This is a genomic window from Paraburkholderia graminis C4D1M, assembly GCF_000172415.1.
Taxonomy (GTDB): Bacteria; Pseudomonadota; Gammaproteobacteria; order Burkholderiales; family Burkholderiaceae; genus Paraburkholderia; species Paraburkholderia graminis.
The window spans coordinates 65,794-80,450 of sequence record NZ_ABLD01000010.1 but is presented as its reverse complement, the minus strand read 5'-3'; the positions used below and the strand labels follow the sequence as shown (position 1 = coordinate 80,450).

Annotated in this window: 16 protein-coding genes and 1 tRNA gene; 11 read left to right on the top strand and 6 right to left on the bottom strand. The window is 62.6% G+C overall.

What is annotated here, in order from left to right; translation table 11 throughout:
- Positions 1-57: 57 nt before the first annotated feature.
- The 4 genes from BGRAMDRAFT_RS17720 to BGRAMDRAFT_RS17705 all read right to left on the bottom strand — a co-directional run bounded on the left by BGRAMDRAFT_RS17720 (position 58) and on the right by BGRAMDRAFT_RS17705 (position 4,439).
- On the bottom strand, positions 58-2,421 hold the full coding sequence (locus tag BGRAMDRAFT_RS17720; RefSeq protein WP_006050177.1) for a RelA/SpoT family protein: 2,364 nt from the start codon (positions 2,419-2,421) through the stop codon (positions 58-60).
- Positions 2,422-2,550: 129 nt separating this feature from the next.
- Positions 2,551-2,754: a DNA-directed RNA polymerase subunit omega gene (gene rpoZ, locus BGRAMDRAFT_RS17715; protein WP_006025620.1), complete on the bottom strand. Its 204-nt coding sequence runs from the start codon at positions 2,752-2,754 to the stop codon at positions 2,551-2,553.
- 60 nt (positions 2,755-2,814) lie between these two features.
- Positions 2,815-3,498, bottom strand: a complete 684-nt coding sequence (gene gmk / locus BGRAMDRAFT_RS17710; protein ID WP_006050176.1) for a guanylate kinase — start codon at positions 3,496-3,498, stop codon at positions 2,815-2,817.
- A 17-nt stretch (positions 3,499-3,515) separates the two neighbouring features.
- Entirely contained in the window at positions 3,516-4,439 is a 924-nt protein-coding gene (locus BGRAMDRAFT_RS17705) for a YicC/YloC family endoribonuclease (protein WP_006050175.1), read from the bottom strand.
- 220 nt (positions 4,440-4,659) lie between these two features.
- On the opposite strand from BGRAMDRAFT_RS17705, the gene rph reads away from it, so the two are divergent.
- The 5 genes from rph to BGRAMDRAFT_RS17680 all read left to right on the top strand — a co-directional run bounded on the left by rph (position 4,660) and on the right by BGRAMDRAFT_RS17680 (position 7,941).
- Positions 4,660-5,400, top strand: coding sequence for a ribonuclease PH (gene rph / locus BGRAMDRAFT_RS17700; RefSeq protein ID WP_006050174.1), 741 nt, complete (start codon positions 4,660-4,662; stop codon positions 5,398-5,400).
- Entirely contained in the window at positions 5,393-6,040 is a 648-nt protein-coding gene (gene rdgB, locus BGRAMDRAFT_RS17695) for an RdgB/HAM1 family non-canonical purine NTP pyrophosphatase (protein WP_006050173.1), read from the top strand. Before rph ends, rdgB begins: the two co-directional genes overlap by 8 nt.
- Positions 6,037-7,266 (top strand): radical SAM family heme chaperone HemW, encoded by a 1,230-nt coding sequence (gene hemW, locus BGRAMDRAFT_RS17690; RefSeq protein WP_006050172.1) that lies wholly within the window; start codon positions 6,037-6,039, stop codon positions 7,264-7,266. Before rdgB ends, hemW begins: the two co-directional genes overlap by 4 nt.
- A gap of 56 nt (positions 7,267-7,322) precedes the next feature.
- Positions 7,323-7,412 (top strand) — tRNA-Ser (locus BGRAMDRAFT_RS17685).
- A 157-nt stretch (positions 7,413-7,569) separates the two neighbouring features.
- The gene (locus BGRAMDRAFT_RS17680; RefSeq protein WP_006050171.1) at positions 7,570-7,941 is read left to right on the top strand and encodes a DUF3800 domain-containing protein; all 372 of its coding nucleotides are present in this window, start codon (positions 7,570-7,572) and stop codon (positions 7,939-7,941) included.
- Between the two features lie 23 nt (positions 7,942-7,964).
- On the opposite strand, the gene BGRAMDRAFT_RS17675 is transcribed toward BGRAMDRAFT_RS17680, so the two are convergent.
- Together BGRAMDRAFT_RS17675 and BGRAMDRAFT_RS17670 are read right to left on the bottom strand one after the other, a co-directional pair.
- Positions 7,965-8,195, bottom strand: coding sequence for a hypothetical protein (locus tag BGRAMDRAFT_RS17675; protein ID WP_006050170.1), 231 nt, complete (start codon positions 8,193-8,195; stop codon positions 7,965-7,967).
- Between the two features lie 162 nt (positions 8,196-8,357).
- On the bottom strand, positions 8,358-9,578 hold the full coding sequence (locus tag BGRAMDRAFT_RS17670) for a Bcr/CflA family multidrug efflux MFS transporter (RefSeq protein ID WP_006050169.1): 1,221 nt from the start codon (positions 9,576-9,578) through the stop codon (positions 8,358-8,360).
- A 250-nt stretch (positions 9,579-9,828) separates the two neighbouring features.
- On the opposite strand from BGRAMDRAFT_RS17670, the gene BGRAMDRAFT_RS17665 reads away from it, so the two are divergent.
- From BGRAMDRAFT_RS17665 to BGRAMDRAFT_RS17640, 6 genes are all read left to right on the top strand, one after another.
- On the top strand, positions 9,829-10,416 hold the full coding sequence (locus tag BGRAMDRAFT_RS17665) for a hypothetical protein (protein WP_006050168.1): 588 nt from the start codon (positions 9,829-9,831) through the stop codon (positions 10,414-10,416).
- A 166-nt stretch (positions 10,417-10,582) separates the two neighbouring features.
- Positions 10,583-11,866 (top strand): glutamate-1-semialdehyde 2,1-aminomutase, encoded by a 1,284-nt coding sequence (gene hemL, locus BGRAMDRAFT_RS17660; protein WP_006050167.1) that lies wholly within the window; start codon positions 10,583-10,585, stop codon positions 11,864-11,866.
- Positions 11,867-11,924: 58 nt separating this feature from the next.
- Positions 11,925-13,082 carry a bifunctional diaminohydroxyphosphoribosylaminopyrimidine deaminase/5-amino-6-(5-phosphoribosylamino)uracil reductase RibD gene (gene ribD, locus BGRAMDRAFT_RS17655; RefSeq protein ID WP_006050166.1) on the top strand — a complete coding sequence of 386 codons (1,158 nt, stop codon included), beginning with the start codon at positions 11,925-11,927 and terminating at the stop codon, positions 13,080-13,082.
- 15 nt (positions 13,083-13,097) lie between these two features.
- Positions 13,098-13,712, top strand: coding sequence for a riboflavin synthase (locus tag BGRAMDRAFT_RS17650; protein WP_006050165.1), 615 nt, complete (start codon positions 13,098-13,100; stop codon positions 13,710-13,712).
- A 287-nt stretch (positions 13,713-13,999) separates the two neighbouring features.
- Positions 14,000-14,236, top strand: a complete 237-nt coding sequence (locus BGRAMDRAFT_RS17645) for a type II toxin-antitoxin system CcdA family antitoxin (protein WP_149029194.1) — start codon at positions 14,000-14,002, stop codon at positions 14,234-14,236.
- Positions 14,236-14,550, top strand: coding sequence for a CcdB family protein (locus BGRAMDRAFT_RS17640; RefSeq protein ID WP_006050163.1), 315 nt, complete (start codon positions 14,236-14,238; stop codon positions 14,548-14,550). Before BGRAMDRAFT_RS17645 ends, BGRAMDRAFT_RS17640 begins: the two co-directional genes overlap by 1 nt.
- Positions 14,551-14,657 lie beyond the last annotated feature (107 nt).

Below are 14,657 nucleotides of genomic sequence, written 5' to 3'. Positions count from 1 at the left end.
TATCGCCGGTGTGTTCCTGCAGAAGAAACGACATTTGCTTCACCAGCACGCGCCGGATCAGTAATCGGCCCGCTCGCGCTCGATCCGCATGCCGCTGCCGCCGTCATGCCGATGATGCCCGTCGTCGCTCGGCCGTTCGCGCGCAATGCGCATCACGTCGGGATTCGTGCGCACGCGGCGCATGACGTTGGCAAGATGGACGCGGTCGCTGACCTGGATCACGAAGCGCAGAACCGTGGATTCCTGCGACAGATCTTCGTCCATCGCGATGTGCACGATGTTGGCGTCCGCCGACGTAATGTCCGCGGCCACGCGGGCGAACACGCCCTTGGTGTTCTTGACCAGCACCTTCACCGCGACGTCGAACAGACGCCCCGGCTGCGGCGCCCAGGCCACGTCGATCCAGCGCGCCGGATCGCGCCGGTGAATGCGCTGGGCAACCCGGCAGTCGGTGGTGTGGATCGCCATGCCGAGGCCGATGCCGATGTAGCCCATGATGTCGTCGCCGGGAATCGGACGGCAGCAGGCGGACAGTTGCACCGACATGCCCTCGGTGCCGGTGATCACGACCGGCGGCGCATGAGGCGCCGAGCCCGAATCGGAGCGCGAGTCGTCGTCGGCGTCGCGGCCGCTCATCAGCACTTCGATGCGCTTGGCCATGACCGCCGCCACGCGCCGGCCGAGACCGATGTCCGCGAAGATTTCCTGGCCGTTCTTGTTGCCGGTCCACTGAACGAGCTTTTCCCATGCCTCGGGCGTCACGTCCGACAGCGCGAGACCGTAGCCCTTCAGCGCCTGATCGACGAGGCGCTCGCCAAGCTGAACCGATTCGTTCAGGCGCATCGTCTTCAGATAATGGCGAATCGCCGAGCGCGCCTTGCCGGTGCGCACGAAACCGAGCCACGCGGGATTCGGCTTCGAATACGGCGCCGTAATGACTTCGACGATGTCGCCGCTCTTCAACTCCGTGCGCAGCGGCAGCAATTCGTTGTTGATCTTGACCGCGACGCACTGGTTGCCCAGGTCGCTGTGGATCGAATACGCGAAGTCGAGCGCGGTGGCGCCGCGCGGCAGCGCCATGATTTTCGACTTCGGCGTGAACACGTAGACCGCATCCGGAAACAGATCGATCTTGACGTGTTCGAGGAATTCGCTCGAATCGCCGGCTTCGCTCTGAATGTCGAGCAGCGACTTCAGCCACTGGTGCGCGCGCTTTTGCACGTCGTTGAGATCGGCGCTGCCGTTCTTGTACAGCCAGTGCGCGGCCACGCCGGCTTCGGCAATTTCGTGCATCTTGCGCGTGCGCACCTGAAACTCGATCGGCGCGCCGAACGGGCCGACGAGCGTGGTGTGCAGCGACTGATAGCCGTTCACCTTCGGAATGGCGATGTAGTCCTTGAACTTGCCCGGCACGGGCTTGTACAACGCATGCAGCGCGCCGATGCAGGTGTAGCACTCGAGCGCGCTGTCGACCACCACGCGAAAGCCGTACACATCCAACACCTGGGAGAACGACAACTGCTTGTCGCGCATCTTCTTATAGATGCTGAAGATGGTTTTCTCGCGGCCGGTGACTTCCGCGTCGATCTTCGCGTCGGCGATGGCGCGCTGCACCGATTCCAGAATCTTCCCGACCACTTCGCGCCGGTTGCCGCGCGCGGCCTTGACGGCTTTTTCGAGCGTGGCGTACCGATGCGGATTGAAGTTCGCAAAGCTCAGGTCTTGCAGCTCGCGATACGTATTGTTCAGACCGAGCCGGTGTGCAATCGGCGCGTAAATATCGAGCGTTTCGCGCGCCACGCGGCGGCGCTTTTCCGGCGGCACCGCGCCGAGCGTGCGCATGTTGTGCAGCCGGTCGGCGAGCTTGACCAGAATCACGCGGACGTCGCGCGCCATTGCGAGCAGCATCTTGCGGAAGTTTTCCGCCTGCGCTTCCTCGCGATTGCGAAACTCCATCTTGTCGAGTTTCGACAAACCGTCGACCAGTTCAGCGACCTTCGCGCCGAAACGCTCGGCGAGCTCGGCCTTGGTCACGCCCTGGTCTTCCATCACGTCATGCAGCAGCGCGGCCATGATGGCCTGGCCGTCCAGATTCCAGCCGGCGCAGATTTCCGCGACGGCAACCGGATGCGTGATGTAAGGCTCGCCGCTCTGGCGATACTGGCCGAGGTGAGCTTCGTCGCTGAAATGGAAGGCCGCCTTGACGTCCTTGATTTCCTCCGGCTGCAGATAGCCGGACAAAGCGGACGTCAGCTTGGCAATGGAAACGACGTCATGCCGGCGCGGTTGCTCCGGCGTGGCGGTCGGGCCGAACAGATGGCGAAACGACTGTTCGAGGACCGCGTCGATGTACTTGCGTGCGGACGAAGGTGAATCGGCGTCGTGCTCCGCTTCCGTGGCGGTGGGCGGGGTGGTGCTCATGTTCGCCTCCGTAGCGGTTAGGAGTGGACGCCGGTCTGCACGTTGATGCAATCAGGTAAAGCAGGTGTGACTGGAAAACGCGCCAGAAACATGTGGCGAATCAATAATCAGAAGCGGGGAAAGCGCGCCTTAAACCGGCACCTTCTTCAGCATTTCGACACCGACCTGGCCGGCAGCGATCTCGCGCAGCGCGACGACCGTGGGCTTGTCGCGGCTTTCGATCTTCGGCGTGTGACCTTGAGCGAGCTGACGCGCGCGATAGGTCGCGGCAAGCGCGAGTTCGAAACGGTTCGGGATCTGTTTGAGACAGTCTTCGACGGTAATGCGGGCCATGTTGGGTTCCTTCTCAGTATGTTGCTTATTCTACCTTATGTGCTCGAATCGCCGCCGCGCTCAGGGGTGCGGAAGGTGAATGCCGAGTTGCACAAAAAGCTGCGTATGACGCGCGTATTGCGAGGCGAAGCGTGAACGCGTCGCGGCCACGAGACACTGCAGTTCGCTGAGCGCGCGATCGAAGTTCTCGTTGATCACCACGTACTCCGCTTCGGCCGCATGCGCCATCTCGCTGCCCGCCGCAAGCAGACGTCGCGTGATGACGTTCGGCTCATCCTGGCCGCGCTTTTTCAGGCGCTCTTCGAGCGCTTCGAGCGACGGCGGCAAGATGAAAATCTCGACCGCGTTATGAAACTGCTTCTTCACCTGCTGCGCGCCCTGCCAGTCGATTTCGAGCAGCACGTCATGGCCGCTTTTCATCTGCTCCTCGATCCACACGCGCGACGTGCCGTAGTAGTTGCCGTGCACTTCTGCGCTTTCGAGAAACTCGCCGGCATCATGACGCTGCATGAAATCGTCGACGGTGGTGAAGTGATAGTGCTCGCCGTCCTGCTCCTTCGGACGCGGCGGGCGCGTCGTGTACGAGATCGACAGACGGATCGCTTCGTCGCGGGCGAGCAGCGCATTCACGAGCGTCGACTTGCCGGCGCCCGAAGGCGCGACGACCATGAACAGGTTGCCGGGATATGCGCCGGCATACGGGTTGCGCGGCGCGCCGCTGTCGCGTGTGTGATGATCGGTCATGTTGTGATGCTCCCGCCTTATTCCAGATTCTGTACCTGCTCGCGCATCTGTTCGATGAGCAGCTTGAGCGTCATCGACGAATCCGCCAGTTCTTTCGCCGCCGCCTTCGAGCCGAGCGTGTTCGCTTCGCGATTCAGCTCCTGCATCATGAAGTCGAGCCGCTTGCCGACCTTGCCGCCCTTCTGGATCACGTGACGCGTTTCGTTCAGGTGAGCCGTGAGGCGCGACAGTTCTTCGGCGATGTCGATGCGGATGCCGTACATCGTCACTTCCTGGCGAATCCGCTCGTTGATCTCTTCGCGCGACACGATGGTCGCGGCCGTATCCGGCGCCGCAATGCCGAGCGCTTCCTGCAAGCGCTCGACGATCTTCTGCTGATGCTTCGTAATCAACTCCGGCACGAGCGGCGTGATCTTCGTGACGATCGCTTCCATTTCCGTGACGTTGGCGAGCAGCATCGTCGCGAGTTGCGCGCCTTCGCGGGCCCGCACGTCGATCAGATCGGTAATCGCCTGCTTGCCGCACGCGAGCACGGCGTCGCGCAACACGTCCGGTGCCACGCCCGTCTCGGCGAGCACGCCCGGCCAGCGCAGAATTTCGCCGCTGCGCAGACGGCCCGCTTCCGGAAACGTCGCGAGCACGGTGCGCTCGAGCAGCGCCAGTTGCGTCAGTGCGTCATGATTGATCGAGCCTGCGTTCGCCGTCTGTTCGCTGCGCTGCAGATTGATGCGAATATCCACCTTGCCGCGCGACAGCTTGTTCATCAGCATTTCGCGCAGCGTGGGTTCGCACACACGCACGTCTTCCGGCATACGGAAGTTGAGGTCGAGAAAGCGCGAATTCACCGTGCGCAGTTCGACCGACACGCTCACGCCGCCCGTGCCCGAAGCCGCGACGAGTTCGCGTGTCGCGCTCGCATAGCCAGTCATGCTGTAGATCATCGTATTTCTCGCGATGGTGGCCTTGCGTAAAAGCATGGCCGAAGAGTCGAATCGCCCGGCGTGTACGAGACGCGAGGCGGTGAACAGGCATTATCCCATTTTTGTCGATGAGACCCCTTGTAGAGCCCCGGCCGACGCGCCCAGCCGCCGGACGCATGCGCGCCCCGATCGGCTGTAAAATCCTGCTTTCCCCTCCCGCTTTCTTCCTGACCCAATCCACATGACCGACACCACTCAACGCCCCAGCGGACGCCTCGCCCATCAGTTGCGCGACGTGCGCATCACGCGCCACTACACGAAGCACGCGGAGGGCTCGGTGCTGGTCGAATTCGGCGACACCAAGGTGATCTGCACGGCGAGCATCGCCGAGACCGTGCCTTCGTTTCTGCGCGATCGCGGCCAGGGCTGGCTCACCGCCGAATACGGCATGCTGCCGCGCGCCACGCATACGCGCAGCGACCGCGAGGCCGCGCGCGGCAAACAGACCGGGCGCACGCAGGAAATCCAGCGTCTGATCGGCCGCGCGCTGCGCTCGGTGTTCGATCTGGAAAAACTCGGCGCACGCACGCTGCATATCGACTGCGACGTGATCCAGGCCGACGGCGGCACGCGCACGGCGAGCATCACCGGCGCTTTCGTCGCCGCACACGACGCGGTGAGCAAACTGCTGGCCGCGGGCCGCATCGAAAGCTCGCCGATCAGCGATTACGTCGCGGCCATTTCGGTCGGAGTGTACGACGGTCTGCCGGTTCTCGATCTCGATTATGACGAAGACTCGCAATGCGACACCGACATGAACGTCGTCATGACCGGCGCGGGCGGCTTCGTGGAAATTCAGGGAACCGCGGAAGGCGTACCTTTTTCGCGCGATGAAATGAACGCGCTGCTCGATCTAGCGAGCGACGGCATTGCCACGTTGATCGCGAAGCAGAAAGAAGCATTGGAGTATCGAGGTGAATGAAGTTCGTGAAGCCAACGGCGCGGCTAGTTCCAGTTCGTCGTTGAACAAGGTCGTGCTCGCGTCGAATAACGCGGGCAAGCTGCGCGAGTTCGCAGCGCTGCTCGACGCGGCCGGCATCGAGTTGATTGCTCAAGGCGCGTTGGGCGTGCCGGAAGCGGAAGAGCCGCATCCCACGTTTGTAGAAAACGCTTTGACCAAGGCGCGGCATGCCGCGAAGCTCACGGGCCTGCCCGCCCTCGCCGACGATTCCGGTCTTTGCGTGCGCGCGCTGCGCGGTGCGCCGGGCGTTTATTCGGCACGTTACGCACAGCTAGCCGGCGGCGAGAAAAGCGACGCGGCGAATAACGCGCGGCTGGTTTCGGCATTGCAAGGCGAGAGCGATCGACGCGCGTATTACTACTGCGTTCTCGCGCTCGTGCGTCACGCGGACGACCCCGAGCCGCTGATCGCCGAAGGCCGCTGGCACGGCGAGATTCTCGATGCGCCGCGCGGCTCGAATGGCTTCGGCTACGACCCGTACTTCTTCCTGCCGTCGCTGAACGCGAGTGCCGCCGAGCTCGAGCCATCGGCGAAGAACGCCAGCAGCCATCGCGCGATTGCGTTGCGCCAACTGCTCGCGCGTCTGACGGAGGAAGCGTGATTCCGATCAAGCCGACGCCCGCCGATGTCGGCAATGGCGTCATCAAGGCATTCACGTCGCCAGGCAGCATACGGCTGACGTCGCTGCCGCCGCTTTCGCTGTATGTGCATTTTCCGTGGTGCGTGCGCAAGTGTCCGTATTGCGATTTCAACTCGCACGAATGGAAGGGCGACACGTTCCCCGAGAACGATTATCTCGATGCGTTGCGCGCCGATCTCGAGATGGCGCTGCCGCTGGTGTGGGGGCGGCAGGTGCATACGGTGTTTATCGGCGGAGGTACGCCGAGCTTGCTGTCGGCGGCGGGGCTCGACCGCATGCTGTCGGACATTCGCGCGCTGCTGCCGCTCGACGCCGATGCCGAGATCACGCTCGAAGCCAATCCCGGCACCTTCGAGGCCGCGAAGTTCGCTCAGTTTCGCGCGAGCGGTGTGAACCGGTTGTCGGTGGGCATTCAGAGTTTTAATGAAGCGCATCTGAAGGCGCTCGGCCGGATTCACGATTCGACGCAAGCGCGTCGTGCCGTCGAGGTGGCCGCGTCTACGTTCGATAACTTCAATCTCGATCTGATGTTCGCGCTTCCGCAGCAGACGCTTGCCGAGTGCCAGGCCGATATCGATACCGCGTTGTCGTTCGCGCCGCCGCATCTTTCGCTTTATCACCTGACGCTCGAACCGAACACGCTGTTCGCAAAGTTTCCGCCCGCCCTGCCCGACGACGATGCATCCGCCGATATGCAGGACTGGATTCAGGAACGCACGTCGGCTGCGGGATATGAGCGCTACGAAGTGTCCGCGTATGCGAAGCCACATCGGCAGAGCAAGCACAATCTGAACTACTGGCGTTTCGGCGACTATCTGGGCATTGGCGCCGGCGCGCATACGAAGCTGTCGTTTCCGAATCGCGTGCTGCGCCAGGCGCGTTATAAGCATCCGGCTACGTTTATCGAGCAGGCCAAAGCCGGCGCGGCGGTGCAGGAAGAACATGAAGTCGGACCGCGCGATCTGCCGTTCGAATTCATGCTGAATGCGCTGCGGCTGGTGGAAGGTTTTCCGGTGCATCGGTTTATCGAACGCACGGGTTTGCCGATGACGTCGATCGAGCCGGCTTTGCAGGAAGCGGAGCGCCGCAAGCTGATCACGCGCGATCACGAGAAGATTGCGCCGACGCCGCTTGGACAAGCGTTTCTGAACGATCTACAGGCGTTGTTTCTGAAAGATCCGCAGTGAATGCGGGATGGCTCGAGCGCCGCAGCGAGGTTTTTTCAGGTTACAATTTGCGGCTTGGAGGTGTGGCCGAGTGGTTTAAGGCACCGGTCTTGAAAACCGGCGAAGGAGTGATCCTTCCGTGAGTTCGAATCTCACCGCCTCCGCCAGGACTTGTCTTATACGAAACGGGCCGCCAGGCCCGTTTTTCGTTTGCGCCGATAAAAGATCTCATTGCCGAATGCATAGCGACTATATCGTTTTCGTTGACGAAAGCGGGGACCACAGCCGTACGTCTATCGACACGGATTACCCACTATTCGTGCTGTGTTTCTGCTCATCAAGAAAAGTGACTATGCAGACATCCTGGTTCCGCGGATCAAGAGGTTGAAGTTCGAGACGTTCGGCCACGATTGCGTCGTTCTGCATGAGTCCGACATTCGCCGCAAGCGCGGGGCGTTTGCCCGACTCAGCAAGGAGCCACGAGAAACGTTCCTTGAACGTTTGACCTCGATAATCGACGACTTACCCTTAACGGTGATTGGTGTCGTTATCGACAAACGTAAATTGAAGGACAGATACACCAATCCGTACAATCCTTATCACATCGGCATTCAGTACGGCCTGGAACGCGTGCGTCAATATCTGCGAATGAAGACCTCCAGCACCCGCCGATCCAACGCGCGTAGATCTGATTGAAGCCGCCTCGCGTCATCCTCGCATCAAACACTCACCGCCTCGACCCTCTCCCGCGCGTCCGCACAACGCCGGTTGAGATCGCGATGCATCAACTGACTGTCGAGCAGCGTCGATACATCGGTCAAGCCATAATCAAAGCGCAATACGTATTCGATGTCCGTGTAATCGTGATAGGCGCCGCTGTCGGCCAGCTTCTGCGCTTCGGCGAATGCCGCATGTTGCCGCTCGCCGTTCATCAAATCTCTGATCGCCATGATTGCCGCTCCGAGGAACAGTGACCTCATCATAGCAATGCAAATTCAAACGCAAGGTCGCGTGCGCGCAACACCTAGTGTTTTCCGCTAGATGCACGCTGCACGCCGGCCCCGCCGACACACAGCCAAAGTCAATAACACGCCGTCACCATGACGCTGCATTCAAACGACAGCCACGGGCGCCTTCGTTCCATGCCATCTGACGACCAGAATGCGGCCGACATAACACAGCGTCCCCGCCACGCCGACCACAATGCCCATGCCCTTCGGCGAGACATCGGTCCAGAGGCCGACCGCGAGACTCGACAGCGCGCCGAGCGCCAGTTGCATCGCGCCGAACACCGCGGCCGCCGCGCCCGCGTTGGCCGGATAGCGATGCATCAGATCGGTCGTGCAATTGGCCGACAGCAAACCCACCACGCCGACCACGAAGAAGAGCCCCGCTACGATCGACCACAACCCGCCCCAGCCCGTCAACGAGACGAGGCAGACGAACAGCGACGCGATGCAACTCACGGTCGCGGCAAACGAAATGATCGGCAATGACCCGAGTTGGCCGACGAGCCGCGTATTCATGAAGTTGCCGAACATGATGCCGACGATGTTCAGCGCAAACAAAAAGCCATAGTGCTGCGCCGACACGTGAAAATATTCGATGTACACAAACGGCGTCGCCGTGATGTACGCGAACATCGACGCGAACGCCATGCCCCCGCACAACATGTGCCCCCACGCGACGGGATCGCGCAACAGTCGGCCATACGCGGCAAACGACTTGTGAAGCACCGAGTGCGCGCGTTTCTCGCGCGGCCAGGTTTCCGGCACCTTGAGGAACGCGGTTATCGCGCAGACGGTGCCGAACAGCGTCAACGCGATAAACACGATGCGCCAGCCGCCAAGCAGCAGCAATTGCCCGCCAATCAGCGGCGCGAGCAACGGACCGATCGACGTGACGATGGCAAGCATCGACAACACGCGTGCCGCGTCGGTCGGACCATATGCATCGCGCGCAATGGCGCGAGCGAGCACGGAGGCCGCGCCTGCTCCGAGCGCCTGCACGAAGCGAAAGATGACCAGCGCGCCGATCGAGAACGACAGCGTGCACGCAATGCTCGCGAGCGCATACATGATGATGCCGCCGAGCAGCACGGGCCGGCGGCCATAGGTATCCGACAGCGGCCCATAAAGCAGCATGCCGATCGAAAAGCCGAACATGAAACTGGTGAGCGTGGTCTGCGCCGCGCTCGTGCCGATCGCAAATGCCTGCGCGATGGTGGGCAAGCTCGGCAGATACATGTCGATCGAAATCGGTCCGCAGGCGGCAAGCGCGCCGAGCAACAGAATCAGCCGGCCATCTGGCCGGCGTCCGGTGACATGAGACATGGGAATCCAGGTGAAGCGCGCGTCCTTAACGAGGCGGCGCGGTGATACGAAAGACCGGCATTGACCGGATGAATTGTACGCGACGCTTACCGCGTGTGCCGCGCCTGGCAAACGAAGCGCGCGGCAATTCGCACTCGACGAAGCCTCGCGGCAAGCGTGCCGCCGATCGGTTAAGCTGCCGCGTGAACCCTTGAGCGTCGTACGAAATTCCCTCGACGCCTTCAAAACGTGACTGATCTGCAACGCTGAAATGACTGCCTTTCTGTTGATCTGGAGCCCCAAAAAATGGCCGTGGCCGGAGTTGCCCGACGTGGCGAAACGCGTCGCCGCGGGCATCGCGGTCGCCGACGTCTGGGGCTGCGGATTTGCCCGCGGCATCCTGCGTGGCGATCGCGTGTTTCTGCATCGCGTCGCGATGGAACCGAAGGGCATTTTCGGCTCGGGCTACGTGACGCGCGCGCCCTACGAGGTCCCCGATTCCGCGACGAAGCGCGGCTATCGTCTGTGCATCGACTTCGTGTATGACTGGCTTGTGGATGCGCATCAGAACGTGGTGATTCCTCGCGACATGTTGCGCGTACATCCATTCTCAGTGCAGACGTGGGACGCGCAAAGTTCCGGCACAGTGATCAAACCGATTGCCGAAGGCGCGCTCGAGAAGCGTTGGGCCGAACTCACGGGAAAGCGCAAGCCGCCTGCAGTCGACGCGCCATCCGGTCCAGTGCGTTCGAGCAAGGTAACGGCGCATGCTGCGCACGCGAAGCTAGCCGGCGCCAACGCGCCGCCTGCCAGCGAGCCTGCCAGGGCGCCGGCCCGTAAGCGCCCGTCGCAGCGCTGAGAGTGCGCCTGAACGCCGCGCCCGCGCGCAAAAGCCGCGCAAAGTCCGCACAGCCGCCCAAAGCCTTCAGACACCGACTCCGGTACAATTTCCTCACCTACTCCGGCGCCGCGCGACTCGCCCGCAAGCAAACCGCGCCGCCGCGCAACCCAATCCAGTCATCGCCATGTCCAAAAATCAAACCCTTTTCGAGCGCGCGCAACGCACCATTCCCGGCGGCGTGAATTCGCCGGTCCGGGCATTCCGCTCCGTCGGCGGCACGCCGCGCTTCATCGAACGCGCGCAAGGGCCTTACTTCTGGGACGCCGACGGCCAGCGTTATATCGACTACATCGGCTCCTGGGGCCCGATGATCCTGGGTCATGTTCACCCGGAAGTGCTCGAAGCCGTGCAGCGCGTGCTGGCCAATGGCTTCTCGTTCGGCGCGCCCACCGAATCGGAAATCGAAATCGCCGAGGAAATCTGCAAGCTCGTGCCGTCGATCGAACAGGTGCGCATGGTGTCGAGCGGCACCGAGGCAACCATGAGCGCACTGCGTCTCGCGCGCGGCTTCACGAATCGCAGCCGCATCGTCAAATTCGAAGGCTGCTATCACGGCCACGCGGACAGCCTGCTCGTGAAAGCCGGCTCGGGCCTTTTGACGTTCGGCAATCCGACGTCGGCGGGCGTGCCGGTGGACATCGCGAAGCACACCACGGTTCTCGAATACAACAACGTCGCGGCGCTCGAAGAAGCGTTCAAGGCGTTCGGCAACGAAATCGCGTCGGTGATCGTCGAGCCGGTCGCGGGCAACATGAACCTCGTGCGCGCGACGCCCGAGTTCCTGCAAGCATTGCGGCGCCTGTGCACAGAGTACGGCTCGGTGCTGATTTTCGACGAAGTGATGTGCGGCTTTCGTGTCGCGCTCGGCGGTGCGCAACAGGTCTACGGCATCACGCCGGACCTGACGTGCCTCGGCAAAGTGATCGGCGGCGGCATGCCGGCGGCGGCCTTCGGCGGACGGCGCGACATCATGGCTCACCTCGCGCCGCTCGGCGGCGTCTATCAGGCGGGCACCTTGTCGGGCAATCCGATCGCGGTGGCCGCGGGCCTGAAAACGCTGCAACTGATCCAGGCGCCGGGCTTCTACGACACGCTCGCCGCGCGCACTGCCCGTCTCGCGCAAGGTCTGACGAAAGTCGCGCGCGAAGCCAATGTGCCGTTCGCGGCGGATTCGCTCGGCGGCATGTTCGGGCTTTACTTCACCGAGTCCATTCCGACGAGCTTCGCCGAAGTCACGAAGAGCGACGTGCCGCGCTTTAACGCGTTCTTCCACAAGATGCTCGACGCGGGCGTCTACTTCGCGCCGTCCGCATATGAGGCGGGCTTCGTTTCGATTGCTCACGACGACGCTATCGTCGACGCCACGATCGAAGCAGCGCGTGGCGCATTTGCGTCGCTGACTGCCTGAGCTGAACGTACTGACCGCACACGCCACCGCCCCGTCACCCGCACTCAACCAGGCACCGATGTTCTCGCAAACCGACTTCGTCCACATGGAACGTGCGCTCGCGCTGGCCAGGCGCGGCATGTACACGACCGACCCGAATCCGCGCGTGGGTTGCGTGATCGTCAAGAACGGCGAAGTCATCGGCGAAGGATTCACGCAGCCGGCCGGCCAGGACCACGCTGAAATCCGCGCGATGAAAGACGCGCGTTCGCGCGGTCACGATCTGCGCGGCGCAACCGCTTACGTCACGCTCGAGCCGTGCAGCCATTTTGGCCGCACGCCGCCTTGCGCGAACGCGCTAATCGAAGCGCAGGTCGCGCGCGTGGTCGCCGCGATGGAAGACCCGAATCCGCAGGTGTCGGGACGCGGCCTCGCGATTTTGCGCGATGCGGGCATCGAGGTGCGCTGCGGCCTGCTCGCCAACGAAGCGCATGAGTTGAACATCGGCTTCGTGTCGCGCATGACGCGCGGCCGGCCGTGGGTGCGCATGAAAGTGGCGGCCTCGCTCGACGGCCGCACCGGCTTGCCTTCCGGCGTCAGCCAGTGGATCACCGGCGAAGCAGCGCGTGCCGACGGCCATGCGTGGCGTGCGCGTGCGTCGGCGATTCTGACGGGCATCGGCACGGTCAGGGAAGACGATCCGCGCATGACGGTGCGCGCCGTCGACACGCCCCGCCAGCCGCAACGCGTGCTGATCGACAGTCAGCTGGAGGTGTCGCCGCACGCGCAGATTCTCGCCGGCGCGCCGACGCTGATTTTCTGCGGCAACCTGGATGAACGGCATCGCGAACGCGCAGAGGCGCTGCGCGAGCGCGGCGCGGAGATCGTCCAGATGGCCAACGCAGCCGGCAAGGTCGATCTACCCGGCCTGCTGAAAGTGCTTGGCGAGCGCCAGGTGAACGAACTGCACGTCGAGGCAGGCTACAAGCTGAACGGCTCGCTGCTGCGCGAAGGCTGCGTCGACGAACTGCTCGTGTATCTCGCGCCGAGCCTGCTCGGCATCGACTCCATGAGCATGTTCAATCTGGGCGCGCCCGAAACCCTGGAAGGCCGCGTCAAGCTGGCGTTTCACAACGTCGAGCGGATCGGCGAGGACCTGCGGATTCTCGCGCGCCTCGTGCCCGCCGGCGCCACGGCAAGCGACACCGACGCCGCGTCCCCACCCGTTTCGTTTTGATCGAGGATTAGTACGATGTTCACAGGAATCGTCGCGGCAGTGGGCCGCATCGAGTCAGTCAAGCCGCTCGGCACGAACGGCGACGCGGGCGTGCGTCTGAGCGTGGAAGCCGGCGGCCTGGACCTCGCCGACGTGCAGCTCGGCGACAGCATCACCATTCAGGGCGCGTGCATGACCGTGGTCGCGAAAACCGACCATTCGTTCGAAGTGGACGTGTCGCGCGAAAGCCTGAACTGCACGGCGGGTCTCGGCGAAGTCGGCGAAGTGAACCTCGAAAAGGCGCTGCGCGCGCATGACCGGCTGGGCGGCCACATCGTCTCCGGCCACGTGGACGGCCTGGGCACGGTCACCCACTTCGCGCCGGTCGGCGAGTCTCACGAACTGCGCGTGCTGGCGCCGCGCGAGATCGGCCGCTATCTGGCGTACAAGGGTTCTATCACTGTCAACGGCGTGAGCCTGACCGTCAACTCGGTTAAAGATCGCGACGATGGCTGCGAGTTCTCGATCAATCTCATTCCCCACACGGTGGAAGTCACCGCGCTCAAGCATCTGCGTGAAGGTACGCCGGTGAATCTGGAAATCGATCTGATTGCGCGGTATGTGGAGCGGATGTTGAACGCGCCGAAGTAAGTGGCAGTGGCGTCATGGATCACGATGAGCACGGCCGGCGAGCACGACGTTGGCTTCGCGCAGCCATACGGCTTTCTAGCCCCACGAGGCTCAAAAGTTCGTCGCCAGCCTTTGTTCACCCGCTCGGCCACTAACTTTGGTGCAGTGCAAAGTCGCGATGAAAGAAGGGCTGCTGGTTGCTACGCGGCGGACCTTGGCCAAGTCGGCATGAGCACCGGGAGCACAACACGTTCGTGTGGGCTACAATGCGCATAAACTCCCACATGAGAGGGACCGACATGCGACACATGACAACGGACACCAGCCCGCGCCGAGCCACCAACATCAGCCTCCCCGAGGACGTCTACAAGGACGCCAAGGAACTGGGCATCAACTTTTCGCAGACATGCGAGCGAGCCATCCGGCAGGCGGTACAGGCCGAAAAGGACCGCCAGTGGGCGATCAAATTTGCGGACTTTATTCAGGCTTATAACGACATGGTCGAGCGCGACGGCCTCCCGCTTGCGCAGTACCGGACGTTCTGATGGCCCGCTTCGACGTCTTCTCAAACCCGAGTGGACACTTGGGTACGCCATATGTCGTCGAGGTCCAGGGAAATCATCTGTCTGGATTGGCGACCCGCGTGGTCGTCCCGCTACGCCGCTTGGACCGGATTGCCCCGGTACCGCTTCCGCCGGATCTGATCCCCGTGTTCATCATCGAGGGTATTGAGTGCATGCTCGATACGCCGACACTCGCTGCAGTCCCACGGAGCGCGCTGACCAAGCCAGTTAGCTCGCTCGTACATCGGCAAGACGAAATCATGTCGGCGCTAGACCGATTATTTGGCGGATGGTGAACCTTTCAGCGTTGGCACCTACGTATGCCTCGCTAAAGAGGGTCCCCAGGACGGTCTTCCATCGTTTCGCCGAGCATAACAACTGTCGACGCCGCATCGCCAGTCGG

Bases quoted from the DNA above. Each gene is read 5' to 3' on its own strand.
- BGRAMDRAFT_RS17720 (WP_006050177.1), bottom strand. From the start codon at position 2,421: ATGAGCACCACCCCGCCCACCGCCACGGAAGCGGAGCACGACGCCGAT.
- rpoZ (WP_006025620.1), bottom strand. From the start codon at position 2,754: ATGGCCCGCATTACCGTCGAAGACTGTCTCAAACAGATCCCGAACCGT.
- gmk (WP_006050176.1), bottom strand. From the start codon at position 3,498: ATGACCGATCATCACACACGCGACAGCGGCGCGCCGCGCAACCCGTAT.
- BGRAMDRAFT_RS17705 (WP_006050175.1), bottom strand. From the start codon at position 4,439: ATGATCTACAGCATGACTGGCTATGCGAGCGCGACACGCGAACTCGTC.
- rph (WP_006050174.1), top strand. From the start codon at position 4,660: ATGACCGACACCACTCAACGCCCCAGCGGACGCCTCGCCCATCAGTTG.
- BGRAMDRAFT_RS17675 (WP_006050170.1), bottom strand. From the start codon at position 8,195: ATGGCGATCAGAGATTTGATGAACGGCGAGCGGCAACATGCGGCATTC.
- BGRAMDRAFT_RS17670 (WP_006050169.1), bottom strand. From the start codon at position 9,578: ATGTCTCATGTCACCGGACGCCGGCCAGATGGCCGGCTGATTCTGTTG.
- BGRAMDRAFT_RS17665 (WP_006050168.1), top strand. From the start codon at position 9,829: ATGACTGCCTTTCTGTTGATCTGGAGCCCCAAAAAATGGCCGTGGCCG.
- hemL (WP_006050167.1), top strand. From the start codon at position 10,583: ATGTCCAAAAATCAAACCCTTTTCGAGCGCGCGCAACGCACCATTCCC.
- ribD (WP_006050166.1), top strand. From the start codon at position 11,925: ATGTTCTCGCAAACCGACTTCGTCCACATGGAACGTGCGCTCGCGCTG.
- BGRAMDRAFT_RS17650 (WP_006050165.1), top strand. From the start codon at position 13,098: ATGTTCACAGGAATCGTCGCGGCAGTGGGCCGCATCGAGTCAGTCAAG.
- BGRAMDRAFT_RS17645 (WP_149029194.1), top strand. From the start codon at position 14,000: ATGACAACGGACACCAGCCCGCGCCGAGCCACCAACATCAGCCTCCCC.
- BGRAMDRAFT_RS17640 (WP_006050163.1), top strand. From the start codon at position 14,236: ATGGCCCGCTTCGACGTCTTCTCAAACCCGAGTGGACACTTGGGTACG.